Source organism: Paraburkholderia sp. EG304, from assembly GCF_046543485.1.
GTDB lineage: Bacteria > Pseudomonadota > Gammaproteobacteria > Burkholderiales > Burkholderiaceae > Paraburkholderia > Paraburkholderia youngii.
Genome location: NZ_JBKGUA010000029.1, coordinates 40,735 through 56,970, shown reverse-complemented (window position 1 = coordinate 56,970; position 16,236 = coordinate 40,735). Strand labels below are relative to the sequence as shown.

Genomic DNA, 16,236 nt, shown 5'->3' with positions numbered 1-16,236 from the left:
GGGGTACGCTCCATTCGCACTGTTAGCGGCGTCCCAGGAAGCCCTGGGGCCGCACGTACACGACCAGCACCAGCAGCAGCAACGCGGGCAGCGGGCGCAGCGTCGGCGCGATCAGATAGGCCGTGACGGTCTCCAGATAACCCACCACGTACGCGGCCATCAACGAGCCCGATACACTGCCGAGCCCGCCCAGCACGACGATCGAGAACGCGCTGGCCGTCAGCTGCCCCGCATTGTTCGTGCTCACGCCAAGGAACGAAGCGAGCAGCACGCCCGCTATGCCGGCCAGCACGCCGTAGATGCTCCACGCGAGAAGATAGATCCGGGAGAGTTCGAAACCGAGCAGCGTGAGACCGCGCGGATTCATCGAAGCCGCGAGCAGCGCCTTGCCTGCACGCGTGCGGTTCACGAACAGCCACAGCATGCCGATCACGGCCCAGCAGACCACCGCGATCATGATTTCGTTGTACGGCACGCGCACGCGGCCCACCATCGCCACGCCGCTGATCAGCGGGCGCATCGTCACCGGGTTGTCGGTGAAGAGCCACGCCATGCCCTGCTGGATCATGATGCCCCACAGCAACGTGCCGGTGAGCACGAAGATTTCCTTCTCTTCGCCGGGAATCGCAGCCGAGCGTTGGATGGGCCGCACCACCATCAGGTAGGTGACGAAGGCCGTCACGAGACCCGCGATCACGCCGAGCAGCGTGCCGAGATAGGTGCCAAGCCCCGCCTCGCCCGCGAGCATCCAGCCCATCAGCGCCGCGACCAGCATCACGCCGCCGTGCGCGAGATTCAGGATGCCGGAGACGCCGAAGATCAACGTGAAGCCGATCGCGCCCAGCGCATAGAGGGAGCTGATTGCAAAGCCGTCGACGAGAATCTGCAGTAGCAACATGCCCGGCCTTTCATGTTGGTTAGGGTGTCGATTCGTGCGCTGTCCGGGCCTTCGCCATGCGCTGGTCCGGACAGTCGCGATCATCGCGCGGCTAGTTCGCGCTTGCCTGCTGCACCTTGATGAAGGTCGGGAATTTCACCGCGCCGTTGGCGATCGACTTGGGCCAGATCGCGACCTGCTTGCCGTTCTGCCATTGCAGGTTGATGCCCGTGATATAGCCGGGCCCGTACTTCAGCGCGTGCGTGAACTGATCGCTCTTGCCATAGAACTGCCAGCGTCCGATCGTGCCGACGTAGTCGGTTTTTTCGAGCGCGTCGACCATCTGGTCCGGATCGGTCGAGCCCTTGTTGCGCTTGATCGCGTCCGCGATGATGTAAACGAGGTCGTAGCTTGTGAAGCCGCAATACGCCGGAGAAACGCCGAACTTCTTCTGGTACTCATCCGTGAAGGGCACCGTTTTCGGCGTGATCGCCACGCCCGGCGCGGCGGCCGAGGCCGTGATCACGCCTTCAGTCGCGCCGTTCGTGTCCTTCCAGAAGCTCGTGGTCGTGGCCTGCGAGCTTTGCCCCGACATCGGGATCGGCACTTGCTGGTCGTGCCATTGCACGGTCGGCTGCACGCCCACGTGGCTGATGCCGGTGGTGATCGTATCGGGGTGCTTCGCCTCGATCTGATTGAAGATCGGCGTGAAGTCGGAGGTATCAGGATTGAAGCGGATGTGATCGAGCACCTGAAGTCCCGCTTTGGGCAGGCATTCGAGGTAGCGTTCGTCCAGCGGCTTGGTCCACGCCGCGTCTTCGCTCATGACGACGGTCGTTTTCATCTTGAACTGGCCGACCAGAACGTCGTGCGAGAAGTCGCAGATAGACTGCGCGATGAATGCGGACGTCATCCAGCCGTGGAACGTGTACTTGTAGTGGTCGTAGTCGTCGTGAACGTGCTTCGAGATGTCGTTGCTAGCCGCGCCGGGAGTGATGAAGGGCACCTTCAGGCGCCCCGACCACGGTTCCATCGCGAGCGCCACTTCGCTGATGTAGCTGCCGATCACGGCGACCACCTTATCCTGGGTCGCCGCGCGCTGGAAGGCGCGCACGCCGTCGGAGGCCGATGAATGGTCGTCGTATGCGACGATCTGGATGGGCCGGCCATCGACGCCGCCGCTCGCGTTGATCTGGTCCGCGGCGAGCTGCGCCGCCTTGCTGATCGAAGCGCCCGCCACCGAGGATTCTTCGCTGATCACGCCGATCTTGATCGGCTCGGCCGCCGCATGAGCGCCTGCCGCCAGACCTAGCCCCGCCGCTACCATCCCCGTCGCGACGACGCAATGAAGGTTTCGCCACACATTGTTACTGGACATCATGCATCTCCGATTCGAATGGATCGTTGAGCAACAATTGCCCGCCACATTGCAGCAACTTAAGAATGCGCACACAACAATATTCACCCGTTTTGCCGCGCTCAATCGGTACAAACGATGACCGGGTCCCTACGGACTTCATGGTGCACAGCGGAAAAATCTTGCCGCTCGCACCGCCGGATGCCGTTTTTTCTTAGTGGGATCGATGGCTATGGGCTGCAAGATTCGCGGTCTTCTTTCTCCCTCATTCGTCATCCGAAGCATTGTGTTCGCCTCGTTTTGCCTCGCAACGCTCTCGAACGTACCCGGCTTAAAGCGCCTTAGAAGGACAGCCGATTTGCCAACATCTGACCTATATTTGATCGCAGCAACGGTCCGCGAGTCACATTTCTCTCGCTTCCCGCCCCGGCCACACCGAACTGGGCGCATCTGACTGACCCCGCACCAACTCCGCCGAAGCAATCGCGTCAGCGCCCCACTCCCACAGTTTTACGGCGAATTTTCGTCCGGCCCAGATTCGTCCCGATCACGCGACCTGGCTTCCCTGCTTTCAAGGAGGACTCTTGTGGCGACAGCGATAAACCGAATCCATGCAAGTGAGATCCGTCCGTATGGAATAACGAAACGGAGTATTGAATATGACCTCAATCTTCAAAGCGGTGATTGTGGGAGCTTCGTTTTCGATCTGTGCCGACGCAACGTTGGCGCAAAAGGTCGAGACCCCTCCTCATCAGGGCAATACGACGTATGTAACCTACTACCTTAACCATCTATTGGCGAACATCGACATGGGCGACGAGGGCTCCGATTCGGTGATCGAGGGCTTTGGTATCACGCGTAACACGAGCGGGCAGAAAACCTTCGACGGCATGTCGGTGCACTGCGTCTTCTACTACGGGGTACGTGGCGGCAAGGAGACAGCACAAGGCGCCTGCACCGAGATGGATGCCGACGGCGACAAGGTATTCACCACGTTCGTGGCGGGCGCCCACACGTTGATCGGGGGCACCGGAAAGTACCAGGGCATCACCGGTAGCGCGACGTTTTCTGCCAGTCCGCTGCGCCCGCCCGCACCCGGCACGTTTGCGGTCGAGATCGATCACAAGGTGAGCTGGAAGCTCAAGTAGCTGCATGACGCAGCGCATCAACCCGCGCCATGGTTGGTTGGAAGGCGGCCGCGGCGCGGGACCGGAACACTCTGCAAGCGTACCTCCGTGCGGGTCCGAACATTACGCGGCAACCCTGCTTGCTGACATATGTACGTCATGATAGGTTGCTGCAATTCCCGCTGCCGCATCTGGCATCTCTTTTCGCAACGCTACGCGCGCGATAAAAAAAGCGGGATGGGTTGATCTGGACTCATCGTACGCATACGCCTTTCCCCGAGAGGAATTCAAGAGCCATGGCTTCAATGATCCAGCGAACGACCCTGTTCGCCTGTCTTCGCGCGGCTTCTGTCGCGGCTTCCCTGTCGATCGCCGCACTTGGCGCGCACGCCGCCGATCTCGTGATCGCAGGCCGGGACGACATCTACGGCCGCGGACTCGCGCAGGCGGTGGACGGCTACAAGAAGCAGCACCCGGGCGTCGATATCGAGTTGCTGAAGCTGCCGAATAACGACCTGTATCAGAAGCTGAAGCTGTCGTTACGCGAAAACACGCGCGCTTATGACCTGGTGATGATGGACGACACCTGGTCCCCCGAATTCATCGCCAACGGATGGCTTCAGCCGCTGCCCGCCACGCTCGCGGATGCCGACATGGTGACCTCGACGATCTCCCTCGGACGCGCGTCGACCGGAACCTTGTATGCGATGCCGATCGTCGGCAATGTCGAGATGTTCGCCTATCGCAAGGATCTGCTCGCGAGTCGCGGCCTGCAGCCGCCGCGCAGCTGGGACGACGTGCTGAAGATCGCACAGACCATCGGGACCGCCGACAAGGACGTTTCGGCTGTCGTGTTTCGCGGCGTGAAGGGCAACCCCGTCGTCACCGGTTTCCTGCCGATCCTTTGGGCCTATGGCGGAGAAGTCGTCGACACGAACGGCAAGGTCACGATCGATTCACCCGAAGCGCTGGCCGCGCTGAAGATGCTGCTCGCGCTGAAGAAGTGGGCCCCGAAAGATGTCGACGTGTATGGCGCCGGTGAAGTGCGCGACGCATTGCAGGGCGGCACGGCCGCGCAAGCGATCGAAGTGTGGCCCGCCTGGCTGCCAGCGCTCGACGATCCGGCGAAGTCGCGCGTCGTCGGCCAGGTCGCGCTGCAACCGCCGCCCGGCCAGGTCAAGGGACCGGCGCCGATGCTAGGCATCTGGCAAATGGGCATTGCCAAAGACGCCGCGCATGCGAAGGTGGCGGCGGATTTTCTCGCCTACCTGACTTCGTCGGCGACGCAAACACAACTGGCTGTACTCGGCATTCCGCCGACGCGCAAGAGCGTCTTCGTCAATCCGACACTCGTCAAGCAATATCGCTGGTATCCGGACCAACTGAAGGCGCTCGAAGCGGGCCGTGCGCGGCCTCGCGTGAAAGATTGGCAGCAGATCGAGGCGATTCTCGGCGACGCGTTGCAACTTGCGCTGACGGGGCAGGCCACGCCCGACGCAGCGTTGCATCAGGGTGCACAGAAGATCGCCCAGGCCAACGCCGCAGTGCAGTGATAGCGGCAGTGACAGCGCAGGCAAGCGTGGAAACCGATCGATGAGCCGCTTGCGACCTTATCTGCCGCTGCTCGTCCTGATGAGCCCGGCCGCGGTCGTGCTCGGCGCGCTGGCGCTCTACCCGGTCGCGCGCGTGCTGATCGATTCGTTTTTCTCGGTGGATTACGCGTCGGGGCGTCGCTCGTTCATCGGGCTCGTCAACTATCGATCGGTCATTGCCGACGGTGAGTTCGGCACGAGCTTCGTCAATACGATCCAGTTCATGATCGTGGCCTCGCTCGCTGAAGTGCTGTTCGGACTTGCGCTCGCGCTGCTATTCGTCCGCGCGTTTGCGGGCCGGCGCATCGCGTTGCCGCTCGCCGTGCTGCCGATGATGCTCTCGACGCTCGTGTGCTCCGCGATCTGGCGCAACTGGCTCAACTACCGAGGCTTTCTGAATGCGCTGCTCAAGGCGATAGATCTGCCGGCGGTGCCTTGGCTATCCGATCCGCACCTCGCGCTTTGGTCGCTGATGCTGGTCGATGTCTGGCAATGGACGCCGATGGCATTCCTGATCATTCTCGCGGGGCTACAGTCGATTCCGCCTGAAATCGCCGAGGCGGCACGCACCGACGGCGCGAACGAATGGCAGTGCCTGCGCTACATCACGCTGCCGCTCGTTGCACCGCACGTCGCACTCGCGATGCTGCTGCGCTCGATCGATACCTTCAAGCTGTTCGACAAGGTCTACGCGTTGACGGGCGGCGGTCCGGGCAATGCCACGCAGACGCTGTCAACGTACATCTACGACACGGGTTTCCGCTTCTTCAACGTTGGACCCGCCAGCGCGGCTTCGGTATTGATGCTGCTCACGTGCGCGGTGCTGGTCTCGGGATACATATGGAAATCGGCAGTCAAGCGCGAGCGTTGATGCCGCTCGCCCGCTTGCAGGGTTTCGCGCGACGCTCGTCCGGTGCCGCGGTGCGAGGACTGTTGCGGCTCGTTGCGCTGGCGGTGTTGCTGCTGCCGTGCATATGGATGGCTGGCGCGGCCTTCACGCCGACGCTGGAACGTCTCGCCCATCCGCTTGCGTTGTGGCCTTCGGCGCCCACGTTCGAGCATGTCGCGGCGGTGTGGGAAAGCGGCATGGCCCAGTCGGTGCTGAACTCCGTGTGGGTCGCGGTGGGCGCCACGTTGCTCGCACTCGCGCTGGCTTTTCCGTCCGCCTATGCGCTCGCGCGACTGGCGTTTCCGGTGCGACTTGATCTGCTGTTCCTGATGCTCGTGCTGGCACTGAAGCTGATGCCGCCGATCACCGTGGCCGTACCGCTGTTTTCGCTGGCCAAGTGGCTCCATCTGCTCGATTCGCTGTTTGGGCTGGTACTCGCCTATCAGCTGTACGCGTTGCCGATGGCGATCTGGATGTTGCTGCCGTTCGTGCGCGACGTGCCGATCGAATTCGAGGAGGCCGCGGCGCTCGATGGCGCGAACCTCGCGCAGCGCATCGTCTTCATCGTCGTGCCGCTGTGCGCGCCGGGTCTCGTTGCCACCGCGATCTTCGTGTTCATCATCGCGTGGAACGAGTTTCTGCTGGCGCTTTTGTTCGTCTCGTCGCCGAGTCACTTCACCCTGCCGCTCACCATGGCGGGTTATGTGACCGAGAACGGCATCGACTGGGGCGAACTGATGAGCGCGGGGCTGATTTCGTCGGTGCCGACGCTTGTGCTCGCGGGCTATGTGCAGCGCTATCTGCTGCAGGGCTTTTCGGGCGGCTTGAAGTAACGGGCTCCAACTTCGCGTCGACATTGCAGCCGACGCTTTGCTTATCCAGAGGTCTTCTTGCGCCCTGCCGTGACCTGTCCGTCCGTTTCGCCCGCTGACTGGATGTCGGCGATCGATGGCAGCCGCTTGCTGTCCGCACTGACCTTGCCAGGCAGCCATGACACCTGCGCCTACACGGTCGATGACCGGCTCGCGCGCACGCAACATGCCACGCTCGACGATCAGTTGCGCCATGGCGTGCGGGTTCTCGACATCCGCTGCCGTCATCAGCGCGATCGCTTTGCGATTCATCATGGCGGCATCTCGCTGGGTCTGAGTTTCGATGATGTGATACGTACATGTGCTCGGTTTCTCGCGCGCCATCCGGGGGAATCGATCGTCATGTCGGTCAAGGACGAATGGCCCGCGCTCGACTGCACCCGTGCGTTCGCCGCGACCTTCGAATGGTATGTGGAGCGGCACGCGGAGGTGCGCTGGCACCTTGCTTCCGAACTGCCGCTACTGGACGCGGTGCGCGGAGGCATCGTGCTACTGCGGCGCTTCGCGAGTGCAAAGCCGCTCGGCATCGACCTAACGGCCTGGCCTGACAACGCGACGTTCGATATCGACGACGTGCCGGCGCCGTTCACCATCCAGGACGAATTTCGCGTGCCGGTGCCGGCATCGATCGCTTACAAGTGGCGCGCCATCGATTCGCTTCTCGATCTCGCGCCTCGCCTGTGCGACGAGCGTTGGGTCATCAACTTTTGCAGCGGCACGGGGATGGCGGCGCCGCCGGTCGTCGTGGCGTGCGGCGATACACAGCATCGCGGTATTCACGAGCAGCTTGCCGAGCGACTCGCCGATGGTCCGCAACGATGCAGCACCATGCTGCTCGACTTTTGCGACTGGCAGGACTGGCGCCTCGTTGATGCGTTGATTGATTGCAACCGGCGCCGATAACGCATCGCTGCGGGCATGAGGTTGCCCGCGAACCTCAGCGTGATTCCTTGGCTCGCGGCTGCCGCGGTGGCGGCCTCGATTCTGCTCCGCGCCTCACCGGTTCACGCGTACAGGCGTCCGGCGGTGTGACATAGGGAACGTCGTCGCGACAACACGCATAGATCGGAAATCCATACGCGTTCGTGCCGACGATGGTCGTTGGGCCGTGCAGCGGGCACACCGCCTTCATGACGCCTCCTCGAAACGCATCGATCGATCTTCTCCATCTTACGCTCGCGCGGTCGGGCGGCAGCCGCGTTGCAAGGAAGCGTCGGCGGAATTGTCATTTCTTGCACGCCATGCAATGATTGATCCCGGTGCGGGATGGTGTCATTCCGGCCGTTGCTGACATTTTGGGATGCCCTGCCATTCAGTCGACGAGCCTACTCCTCGCCGCCGGCTGTTCCAGTCCGTTGTTTCGACGCTCAAAACATCGACTTGGCTCGGCCTCATCTGCGATGGCGGCGATTTCCGAATAAGGGTATTCACCTACCCCTTCTTCCCGAAAATTTAACATTTTGAAGTTAGAATGAACCCTCTAAAATCGATTGTTATCTCATTTGATGACAGTTGAAATAGAGAGATCCAAGCGTCGGGGCAGCCGAACGACCTACCGGCGCGAGTCCGGGCCAGTTGGTGGGCTGTGACTCGATGGAAAAACAGCATGTCGTATTTCGACTGATGAATACCGACATGAAAATGCAATTCGGCACAACTGTTTTCTCGGTGTTTATTTAGTCTTACTAATAAGACTTTTGCTCCGGATCCTCATCGACAATATTCCGCATACTGATTGCGGATACGGTCTCCGGAGCAGGCGGGTTCGAACTTCAATCCAGGAGAAGCAATGAAAGACCATTCGTCCGAAGCTTTGCTGAAATTCTGCAGAACGAATGCGTCGACGTGCTTTTCGCCCGCCACCGAAGCGTTTGAAGGAACACAGAAACTCGCTGGCCTGGACCGGCAGGCGGGGAGCACCGTTCGGGGCAACTGGAACCTTTGAGCAGTGCGCCGGCGCGGCACGTCGCCGCTAGCTGATGCACCAGCTCCATTCGCGCAATACCACAAGCCTATAAAAACCCGCGCAGTTCAATCAATGCCGAAGCCGTTCCTCCGTTGACGCTGGAGGCGGCAGCGCATTGTGGCAAAGCAATGGCGGGTTGTGCGAGGCGGCCATTGGGTATTCACGATCCTCGCAGACATTTCGATCACGGATGGAAAGGATGACGAAACGAACCGTAGTAGTAACGGGCGGCATGGGCGGCCTCGGAGAAGCGATCAGTACGAAACTGCACGACGCAGGGTATGCGGTGGTAGTCACGCACTCGCCGAGCAACACCGGTGCCGACAAATGGTTGGCTGATATGGAAACTCAGGGCCGAAGCTTTCGCGCCTACCCGGTCGACGTGGCCGATTACGACTCATGCCAGCGTTGCGCGGACAAGATTCGGGCGGAAGTCGGCCCCGTCGACATCCTGATCAACAACGCAGGCATCACCCAGGACATGACCCTCCGGAAGATGGACAAGGTGAATTGGGATGCGGTCATCCGCACCAACCTCGACTCGGTCTTCAACATGACCAAGCCGCTGTGCGAAGAGATGGTCGCACGAGGCTGGGGGCGCATCGTCAATATCTCGTCCGTCAACGGCTCGAAAGGCTCGGTCGGCCAGACCAATTACGCCGCAGCCAAGGCCGGCATGCACGGCTTTACCAAGTCACTGGCGCTGGAAGTGGCGCGCAAAGGGGTCACGGTCAACACCATTTCGCCGGGCTACCTGGCCACCAAGATGGTCACCGCGATTCCGCAGGAGATCCTCGACACGAAGGTCCTGCCGCATATCCCGATGGGACGTCTCGGCAAGCCCGACGAAGTCGCGGCGCTCGTGCTCTATCTGTGCTCGGAAGATGCCGGCTTCGTGACCGGCTCCAATATCGCGATCAACGGCGGCCAGCACATGCAGTGACGCGACAGACCGCGCCGGTACGTGCCGGAACACCGGACGAATCGGCGTGAACCATTCAGGCAACACCCCTGTGCTTCCATGAGAGAGGAACGTGTCATGAGTGAGACCTGGATGGGCCTGATCATTGGGGGCACGGCCCTCAGCATCGCAATGCTCATGGTGATTGATCACTATCGCCGTGAGCGCAGAAGGGCAAGACTGCTACGACATCTGGATCATCATGAGTGGTGGCATCAACCGCGCGGGCGAATGTAAGTGCATCGACCGCGCGCCAATAAAAAATCAGATACATCGAGAGGCTGAAGAATGACACCGGAAATCACCGGACAACAAAAGGCCACAGGCCATCAAATCACGGTTCGTACGAGGCGCGGCGGCATGCGGGTCGCCGCAGTGTGGCAGGTATTGATGCCGGTCGCCGATGCCATCGAGGACGTACGGATCACGAGCAACCGCAAACATGATGTCGAAGACATGACGATCGCGTTTGCCGACAGGTTCTCGGGATCGCTGCACACCGTTCTCAAGAAGTTCGAGACGATGCCGTGGGTGGCCGCCGCGGAGCTTTGCTGAACACCGAGGGCCGTGCCGCTTGCGATGGGTCGCGTCGCTACGAGGACCGGCGCGCGTCACGCTGCCTGGCTCGCCAGGTAGCTGGCGGGCGCGTGGGCCTCGCAAAGGTTGTATGGCATAAGCGGGCCCATTGAAGTCGGACGTACACGACCGGACCCAGCCGGTCACCACCTGAGAGAAGTGGATGAAAACAACAATCAAGAGAGGGCCCCCGGACAGGGAGAGCCCCTATACACCGCTGACCGCTGGAGATGCGATTTCGCATCTCGAACGGATCCTGTCCCACGATGGCGTCGATTCGTTGTTCAGCCGGACCTACTGGCGCGCGCGCGTCCAGCAGGTGAGCGCTACCCAAGGACTGACTCCGCAGCAGCAGGCAAGGCTGGTGAAGCTGCTCGAGTCGCTGCATCCCCCGGTCCCGAGCGAGGAGACGTGTTAGTCACGCGTCGACGCGGACGTACGTCGTCCGCGATCGCTCAGAGCTAATCGTCGACATCCAGCAGCCGATCCTCCACATGCAGATCTTCGGCGCACTCTCCCTGTAAGGGCAACTCCTTGCCTTCCGCTGGGAAGTGATCGCGGACCATCCGGCACAGGCGTTCGCGCACGAGCACACGTTGTGCCGTGTCCATCCGCGCGTAACGCTGAATCTGCGCAGCCGAAAAGTGCAGTGTCAGCACGCATCGCGCATCCAGCGTCGTGTCGCCATGTGACTCGATCACCCAGGAAGCCTGGATGAGGAAGTTCCGGCCGTCGTCGTAACCGCTGATCGCGGGCGCTTTCGGTGACTCGAATAGCGTGGAAAGAGCCAGTTCGATTTCTTCGATGCGCTGGTTCAGATCGATGTCTTTCATTGAAAGTCCTCCTTGTGGTCGAGGCCCCGGCCTCGAACATTACGCGAGCAAAATCCGTGTCCGGCTGTCGCTGTCTGCGCAGTGCTTCGACTGGAGCCGGACTCGTAATCCCGTTGCCGCTCACTGGCAATATGTACCGTTGCCCCATCAGCAGATATTCAAGCGGGTAAGGAGTGATCCGCACGCTTCACACAGCGACAAAACGACGACGCCGCGCACATATCGCCGGTTCAGATCGCGCGGCCAAGGAGATCAAGGAACTGATAGACGAGTCGGTCGCTCGCGTCAAGACCGGTCAAGCTCAGGTCGACGAATCGGGCCGCACCATCGACGAAGTCGTGTCCGCGGTCCGTCGCCTGACCATCAGGGCATCGAGCAGGTCAATCAGGCGATCGTGCAGATGGACAAGGTCACACAACAAAATGCCGCGCTGGCAGAGCAGGCGGCCGCCGCGGCGAGTTCGCTGCAGCAGCAATCAGGCACGCCGGTGCAACAGGTAGCCGTATTCGCCGTCGACTGATACGCCAGCATCGGTTTCGCGTCACCGGTCGCCTCGTCACCATCGCGGCCTGGTATGACCACGCAGCGGGCGGCGATGCCGCGGCCTGCGCAAAGTGCGAAAAGCGCCTCATGCATGCCGACGCCGCATCGCCCCCTTGAACGACCAACCGTTGAGCGCCAGAAAGACGAGCAGCGTCGCACCGAAAATGCATTGGCGTCCTGCTTCGCCTATCTGCAGCGCGGTCAACAGACTCGTGAGAACCGTCAGCAGTGCAGCGGCGAGCGCGACCGCGATGTAGTCGCCCCGTCCGCCCGCGAGCGACACGCCGCCGATCACCGCGACGACGACGCTCGGCAGCACATAGGTCGTTCCGAGCCCGAGAAACGCCTGGCCGACATAGCCGACGAGCAGCACGCCCGTCACAGCGGCGATGATGCCGCTCGCGACATAGACCGCGATGCGGATCGCGCGCACGCGCGTACCGGCGATGGCGGCAGCGACCGGATTCGCGCCGGTCGCCATCAGGCGACGCCCCCAGGCTGAATGGTCGAGAAAACGCCACATCAACGCGCCGGCGCCGAGCCAGATCAGCGCGACGCTCGGCACGCCGCCGAGCGTCCTGCCGGCGAGCGCGGCGAGTGCGGGACTCGCGGCCGTATTGACGTGCATGACCGACGACCAGACGATCAACGCGCCGTCGACGACACTCGCCATCGCCAGTGTCATCACGAGCGGCGGAATGCGCAGCAGCGTGATGCCGACACCATTGAGCGCGCCCACCAGCGCGCCCGCCAACGTCGCGACGGCGAACGCGGCCGGCAATCCGGCCGATGCCGCTCCGAGCAGCGCGGCGCCAAGAATGCCGCCCAACGTCGCGGCCGCGCCTACCGACAGATCGAGCCCCCGCTCTCCCGCCATCATCACGAGCGACTGCGCGAGGCCGAATAGCCCCAGAAACGTCGCGATCTTCAACTGATTGGCGACCTGCCCGAGGCTTGCGAAGCCCGGCACCGCGAACTGCCCACTGATGAGCACGATCACGGCGAGCGCCAGCAAAAAGGCGCGGCGCGAATTCGGTTTCATCGTCACACTCTCCTTTTCGCGCCCACGAACGTGAAGCCGAGCGCAAGCACGATCACGGCACCCTTGAACACTTCCTGGTAGTTGCTCGGGATGCCCGCGAAGTAGATGACGTTGCCGATCAGCGTGAGCACGAGCGCGCCGCAGACGGCGCCGAGCATCGTGCCGCGCCCACCCGCCAGCGAGATACCGCCGATCACCACAGCCGCGACCGAGTTCAGCGTGTATGGCAATCCCAGACGCGCATCGCCGGACGCGGTTTGCGCGCTCAGGCAGAGCGCCGCCGCAAACACGAAGAGCCACGCGAGCAGATAGCCGAGCAGTTTGACGAGCCGGACATCGATGCCGGCCTTGAACATCGCATCGGCGTGGCTGCCGGTCGCGATCAGTCGCCGTCCGAAGCGATGCCGCTGCAGGACCGCCCACAGCGCGATCGCGGCGAGCACCGGCAGCGCCGCGAGCGGAATCACCGAGATACGCGCCGCGAACCATTCGCCCAATGCGTCGGGCACCGCGCCGCCCGGCTGCGGGATCAGCAGCAGAGCACAGCCAAACCAGACGGCGCCGGTCGCGAACGTCGCGATCAGCGCGCTTTGCTTCGCATAGCCGACCAGCAGACCGTTGCACGCACCGGCAAGCAGCGCAGCGGCCAGCGCGGCGACACAGGTTGCGCCGAGGCCCCACCCCATCAGACCGGGCGCGGCCGCGAGCACGCAGTTGACCAACGAGATTCCCGCGCCCATCGACAGATCCAGCTCTCCCATCAGCACGACGACCGCCTGCGCCATGCAGATCAGGACCACCGGCGCGGCGTTCTGCATGTTGCTCGCGAGCGAATCGGCGGTGAGAAAGTCCGGCTGCAGCCATGCATTCGCGATCACGACCGCGAGCAGCATGACGAGCGCGGGCAGCGCACTGGCGGCACGCGCGCAGGATATCCTCAGCGCCGCGCCGATCCGTTTGCCTGGCGACCAGCCGCCAGTGTCGGCAAGTCCGTCTCCCAGTTGCGCCTTCATGCCGCGCTCCGGCCGAACAGCGCGCTCGTCACGCGGGATTCATTCATCTCATCACCTTCCAGCTGCGCGATGATCCGACCTTCGTACATGACGATCAGGCGGTCGCACACCGCGAGCAATTCTTCGGTATCCGATGCATAGACGAGCACGGCCGTCCCCGCTTGCGCGAATGCACCGATCGTCTCGTAGATTTCCCTGCGGGCGATCACATCGACGCCCTTGGTCGGATCGCTGAGCAGCAGCACGTCGACCTGCCGGTTCAGCCAGCGCCCGATCACCACTTTCTGCTGATTGCCGCCCGACAGATCCCGCACCGGCTGGCGCACGTCGGACGTCTTGATGCGCAGTCGCGCGACCACGTCGTCGACGAACCGGCGGATCGGCGCGCGACGCAGCCGCCACGGGCTCGCCGCGAAGTTCACGCTGACCTGCGCCAGATTGAATTCGACCGGGTGATCGAGCCACAGGCCCTGCCGATGCCGGTCGTTGGGCACGAGGCACACGCCCGCGGCGATCATCTGACGCGGCGAACGCGGCATGATCGTCCTCGCTCCAGCTCGTCCGTCGAGCCTCACCTCGCCGCCGTCTGGCACGCGAAAGCCCGCGAGCGCGTCGAGCAGTTCTTCCTGGCCATGGCCTTGCAGTCCCGCGATGCCAAGAATCTCTCCGCGTTCCAGTTCGAAGCTGACGCCGCGCAGCCGCGCGCCGGCGCGCAGATCGGTGACGCCGAGCGCGACGGTTCTTTCCGTGTCCGCCGGATCACCGCCACGTCTCCGCTTGCCGTCATGGATATGCGTGGCAGCCGCGCCGCCCATCAGTTCGAGCACACGCGCTTCGTCGAGTTGCCCGCGCACCGCTAGCGCGCCGACCGCGCGGCCGTTGCACAACACCATCACGCGATCGCACAGCGCTTCGATCTCCGCCATCCGGTGCGAAATGAAAACCACCGCCGTGCCGCGCGCCGTCAGGCTACGCACGACGCGCATCAGGTTGTCGACTTCAACGGCGGCGAGTGCGGCGGTCGGTTCGTCGAGAATCAGGATGCGCGGCCCGAGCGCAAGCGCCCTCGCGATCTCGACCAGTTGCTGATCGGCGGCGCTGAGGCTGCCTGCGCTCGCTTCGATATCCCAGCCGGGTCTCAGGCTCTCCAGCAGCCGCGTGGCGCGATCGCGCGTGCGCCGCTGATCGAGAAAGCGACCCGTATGGCACAGCTCCGCGCCAAGAAACACGTTCTCCCACACCGGCAGATCCGGCGCGAGACCGGGATGCTGATGCGCAATCGCGATTCCCGCCGCGCGCGCCGACTTCGGCGAGCCGGGTCGCAGCGGCGCACCGATCATTTCGATCGTGCCGTCGTCCGGTATCGTGTCGCCGGCGAGAATGCTCGACAACGTCGATTTGCCCGAGCCGTTGGCGCCGAGCAGCCCCAGCACTTCGCCGGCGTTCAGCGTGAGGCTCGCGCCGTCGAGCGCGAGCACGCCGCCATAGCGTTTCGCCAGTCCCTTCGCGGTGAGCACGGACATGATCGGCGCTATTGCGTGAACAGCGCGTCGAGCTGGGCTTCGCTCAGCCATTGGCCGAGAAAGTAGCTGTCGGGCTTGTCGCTCATCGAAGCAAGCGTAGCGTCGAGGTTCTCGGCGGTTACGGTCTTGGTGATCGGGAAGTAGTAGGTGTTGTCGGGCAGCGGCTTGAGCGTGCGACCGTGCGCGAGGCGTACCGCGATGCCGAGCGCCGTGCGGCTGATATCGGGCGGATTCACCTGCACGAACACCTTCATCGGATTGCCGGCGTCGCGCTGCTTCTTCCATTCCGTCAGAAAGCCCTTTTGCGCTTCGCCGGTCATGATCGGCACGCGCCGGTTCGCGTTCTCGAATGCGCGCAGAACGCCGAGCGCCATCGCGTCTTCGGTGAATACCGCGTCGATCTGCGGTTGCGCCGCGATCACCGTCGCCATCACCGCTTGCGCCTTGGCCTCGTCCCATTCGCCATAGCCGGACCAGACGACCTTGATGCCCGGATACTTCGCGAACGTCTCGAGCGCGGCCTTCTTGCGCGCCTCCGCCGCCGGATGTCCCGGGATGCCGTCGAGCACCACGACATTGCCCTTGCCGTGCAGTTGCTCCGCGATCCATTCGGCGTAGCGTTGACCCCACTTGTAGTGATCGACGGTCACGTTCGTCGCGTAGCGATTGGACACCGCCTGGTCGAACGACACCACCGGGATCTTGCTGCGCTGCGCCTCCGAGATCACGCCGTTGAGCGCGGTGGCCGAGTTCGCGTCGACCATGATCGCGCCCACCTTCTGGCGAATCATGTTGCGCATGTCCTGAATCTGCTGACCAGTGTTGGCGCCCGATTGCTGCACGATCAGCTTGTCGGCGAGGCCCCTGGTTTTGTAGGTCTGGAACTGCTGATTGGCGCCGTCGATCATCTGGTTGCGCCATTCGGTGCCGAAATAGCCGTTCGACAGGCCGATATCGGGCGCGGCGGCCAACGCCGATGCGCACGCGAGGCTAGTCGCCACGGTGGCAAGCAAAGTGCGCGGTTTCATGTCGTCGTCTCCTGATGTTTGGTGCGCGCGAAGGCGC

Annotated in this window: 16 protein-coding genes and 1 pseudogene; 10 read left to right on the top strand and 7 right to left on the bottom strand. The window is 62.8% G+C overall.

All coding sequences use genetic code 11. The features are described 5' to 3' along the window. Nucleotides 1–22: 22 nt before the first annotated feature. Both ACLFKU_RS28260 and ACLFKU_RS28255 read right to left on the bottom strand, forming a co-directional pair. Nucleotides 23–898 (bottom strand): branched-chain amino acid ABC transporter permease, encoded by an 876-nt coding sequence (locus ACLFKU_RS28260; RefSeq protein ID WP_410851261.1) that lies wholly within the window; start codon nucleotides 896–898, stop codon nucleotides 23–25. A 91-nt stretch (nucleotides 899–989) separates the two neighbouring features. After that, nucleotides 990–2,255 carry an ABC transporter substrate-binding protein gene (locus ACLFKU_RS28255; protein WP_368581290.1) on the bottom strand — a complete coding sequence of 422 codons (1,266 nt, stop codon included), beginning with the start codon at nucleotides 2,253–2,255 and terminating at the stop codon, nucleotides 990–992. Between the two features lie 638 nt (nucleotides 2,256–2,893). Here ACLFKU_RS28255 and ACLFKU_RS28250 point away from each other — a divergent pair. From ACLFKU_RS28250 to ACLFKU_RS28210, 9 genes are all read left to right on the top strand, one after another. Beyond that, a complete protein-coding gene (locus ACLFKU_RS28250) occupies nucleotides 2,894–3,382 on the top strand; it encodes a hypothetical protein (protein WP_410851260.1) in 489 nt (162 codons plus the stop codon). A 275-nt stretch (nucleotides 3,383–3,657) separates the two neighbouring features. Beyond that, nucleotides 3,658–4,914, top strand: a complete 1,257-nt coding sequence (locus ACLFKU_RS28245) for an ABC transporter substrate-binding protein (RefSeq protein WP_410851259.1) — start codon at nucleotides 3,658–3,660, stop codon at nucleotides 4,912–4,914. A 40-nt stretch (nucleotides 4,915–4,954) separates the two neighbouring features. After that, nucleotides 4,955–5,824, top strand: a complete 870-nt coding sequence (locus ACLFKU_RS28240; RefSeq protein WP_410851258.1) for a carbohydrate ABC transporter permease — start codon at nucleotides 4,955–4,957, stop codon at nucleotides 5,822–5,824. Beyond that, nucleotides 5,824–6,675: a carbohydrate ABC transporter permease gene (locus tag ACLFKU_RS28235; protein WP_410851257.1), complete on the top strand. Its 852-nt coding sequence runs from the start codon at nucleotides 5,824–5,826 to the stop codon at nucleotides 6,673–6,675. The genes ACLFKU_RS28240 and ACLFKU_RS28235 overlap by 1 nt, the downstream gene beginning before the upstream one ends. A gap of 102 nt (nucleotides 6,676–6,777) precedes the next feature. Further along, nucleotides 6,778–7,617 (top strand): phosphatidylinositol-specific phospholipase C, encoded by an 840-nt coding sequence (locus ACLFKU_RS28230; RefSeq protein ID WP_410851256.1) that lies wholly within the window; start codon nucleotides 6,778–6,780, stop codon nucleotides 7,615–7,617. 886 nt (nucleotides 7,618–8,503) lie between these two features. After that, the gene (locus ACLFKU_RS28225; RefSeq protein WP_410851255.1) at nucleotides 8,504–8,659 is read left to right on the top strand and encodes a hypothetical protein; all 156 of its coding nucleotides are present in this window, start codon (nucleotides 8,504–8,506) and stop codon (nucleotides 8,657–8,659) included. A gap of 220 nt (nucleotides 8,660–8,879) precedes the next feature. Then, nucleotides 8,880–9,623 (top strand): acetoacetyl-CoA reductase, encoded by a 744-nt coding sequence (gene phbB / locus ACLFKU_RS28220; RefSeq protein ID WP_368581284.1) that lies wholly within the window; start codon nucleotides 8,880–8,882, stop codon nucleotides 9,621–9,623. Between the two features lie 306 nt (nucleotides 9,624–9,929). After that, a complete protein-coding gene (locus ACLFKU_RS28215; protein WP_176111277.1) occupies nucleotides 9,930–10,196 on the top strand; it encodes a hypothetical protein in 267 nt (88 codons plus the stop codon). Nucleotides 10,197–10,380: 184 nt separating this feature from the next. Beyond that, a complete protein-coding gene (locus ACLFKU_RS28210; protein ID WP_368581283.1) occupies nucleotides 10,381–10,635 on the top strand; it encodes a hypothetical protein in 255 nt (84 codons plus the stop codon). Nucleotides 10,636–10,678: 43 nt separating this feature from the next. On the opposite strand, the gene ACLFKU_RS28205 is transcribed toward ACLFKU_RS28210, so the two are convergent. After that, nucleotides 10,679–11,050: a DUF3022 domain-containing protein gene (locus ACLFKU_RS28205; protein ID WP_410851254.1), complete on the bottom strand. Its 372-nt coding sequence runs from the start codon at nucleotides 11,048–11,050 to the stop codon at nucleotides 10,679–10,681. A gap of 230 nt (nucleotides 11,051–11,280) precedes the next feature. Here ACLFKU_RS28205 and ACLFKU_RS28200 point away from each other — a divergent pair. Next, a pseudogene (locus ACLFKU_RS28200) lies at nucleotides 11,281–11,570 on the top strand (methyl-accepting chemotaxis protein); the annotation flags it as partial. A 108-nt stretch (nucleotides 11,571–11,678) separates the two neighbouring features. Here ACLFKU_RS28200 and ACLFKU_RS28195 read toward each other — a convergent pair. From ACLFKU_RS28195 to ACLFKU_RS28180, 4 genes are read right to left on the bottom strand one after another with little or no spacing between them, the layout of a single operon-like run. After that, the gene (locus ACLFKU_RS28195; RefSeq protein ID WP_410851253.1) at nucleotides 11,679–12,635 is read right to left on the bottom strand and encodes an ABC transporter permease; all 957 of its coding nucleotides are present in this window, start codon (nucleotides 12,633–12,635) and stop codon (nucleotides 11,679–11,681) included. Between the two features lie 2 nt (nucleotides 12,636–12,637). Further along, complete coding sequence (locus tag ACLFKU_RS28190; protein ID WP_410851252.1) at nucleotides 12,638–13,648, bottom strand: ABC transporter permease; 1,011 nt, start codon at nucleotides 13,646–13,648, stop codon at nucleotides 12,638–12,640. Next, nucleotides 13,645–15,171: a sugar ABC transporter ATP-binding protein gene (locus ACLFKU_RS28185; RefSeq protein WP_410851251.1), complete on the bottom strand. Its 1,527-nt coding sequence runs from the start codon at nucleotides 15,169–15,171 to the stop codon at nucleotides 13,645–13,647. Before ACLFKU_RS28185 ends, ACLFKU_RS28190 begins: the two co-directional genes overlap by 4 nt. Before the next feature lie 8 nt (nucleotides 15,172–15,179). Further along, entirely contained in the window at nucleotides 15,180–16,199 is a 1,020-nt protein-coding gene (locus ACLFKU_RS28180; protein WP_410851250.1) for an ABC transporter substrate-binding protein, read from the bottom strand. Between the last annotated feature and the right edge of the window lie 37 nt (nucleotides 16,200–16,236).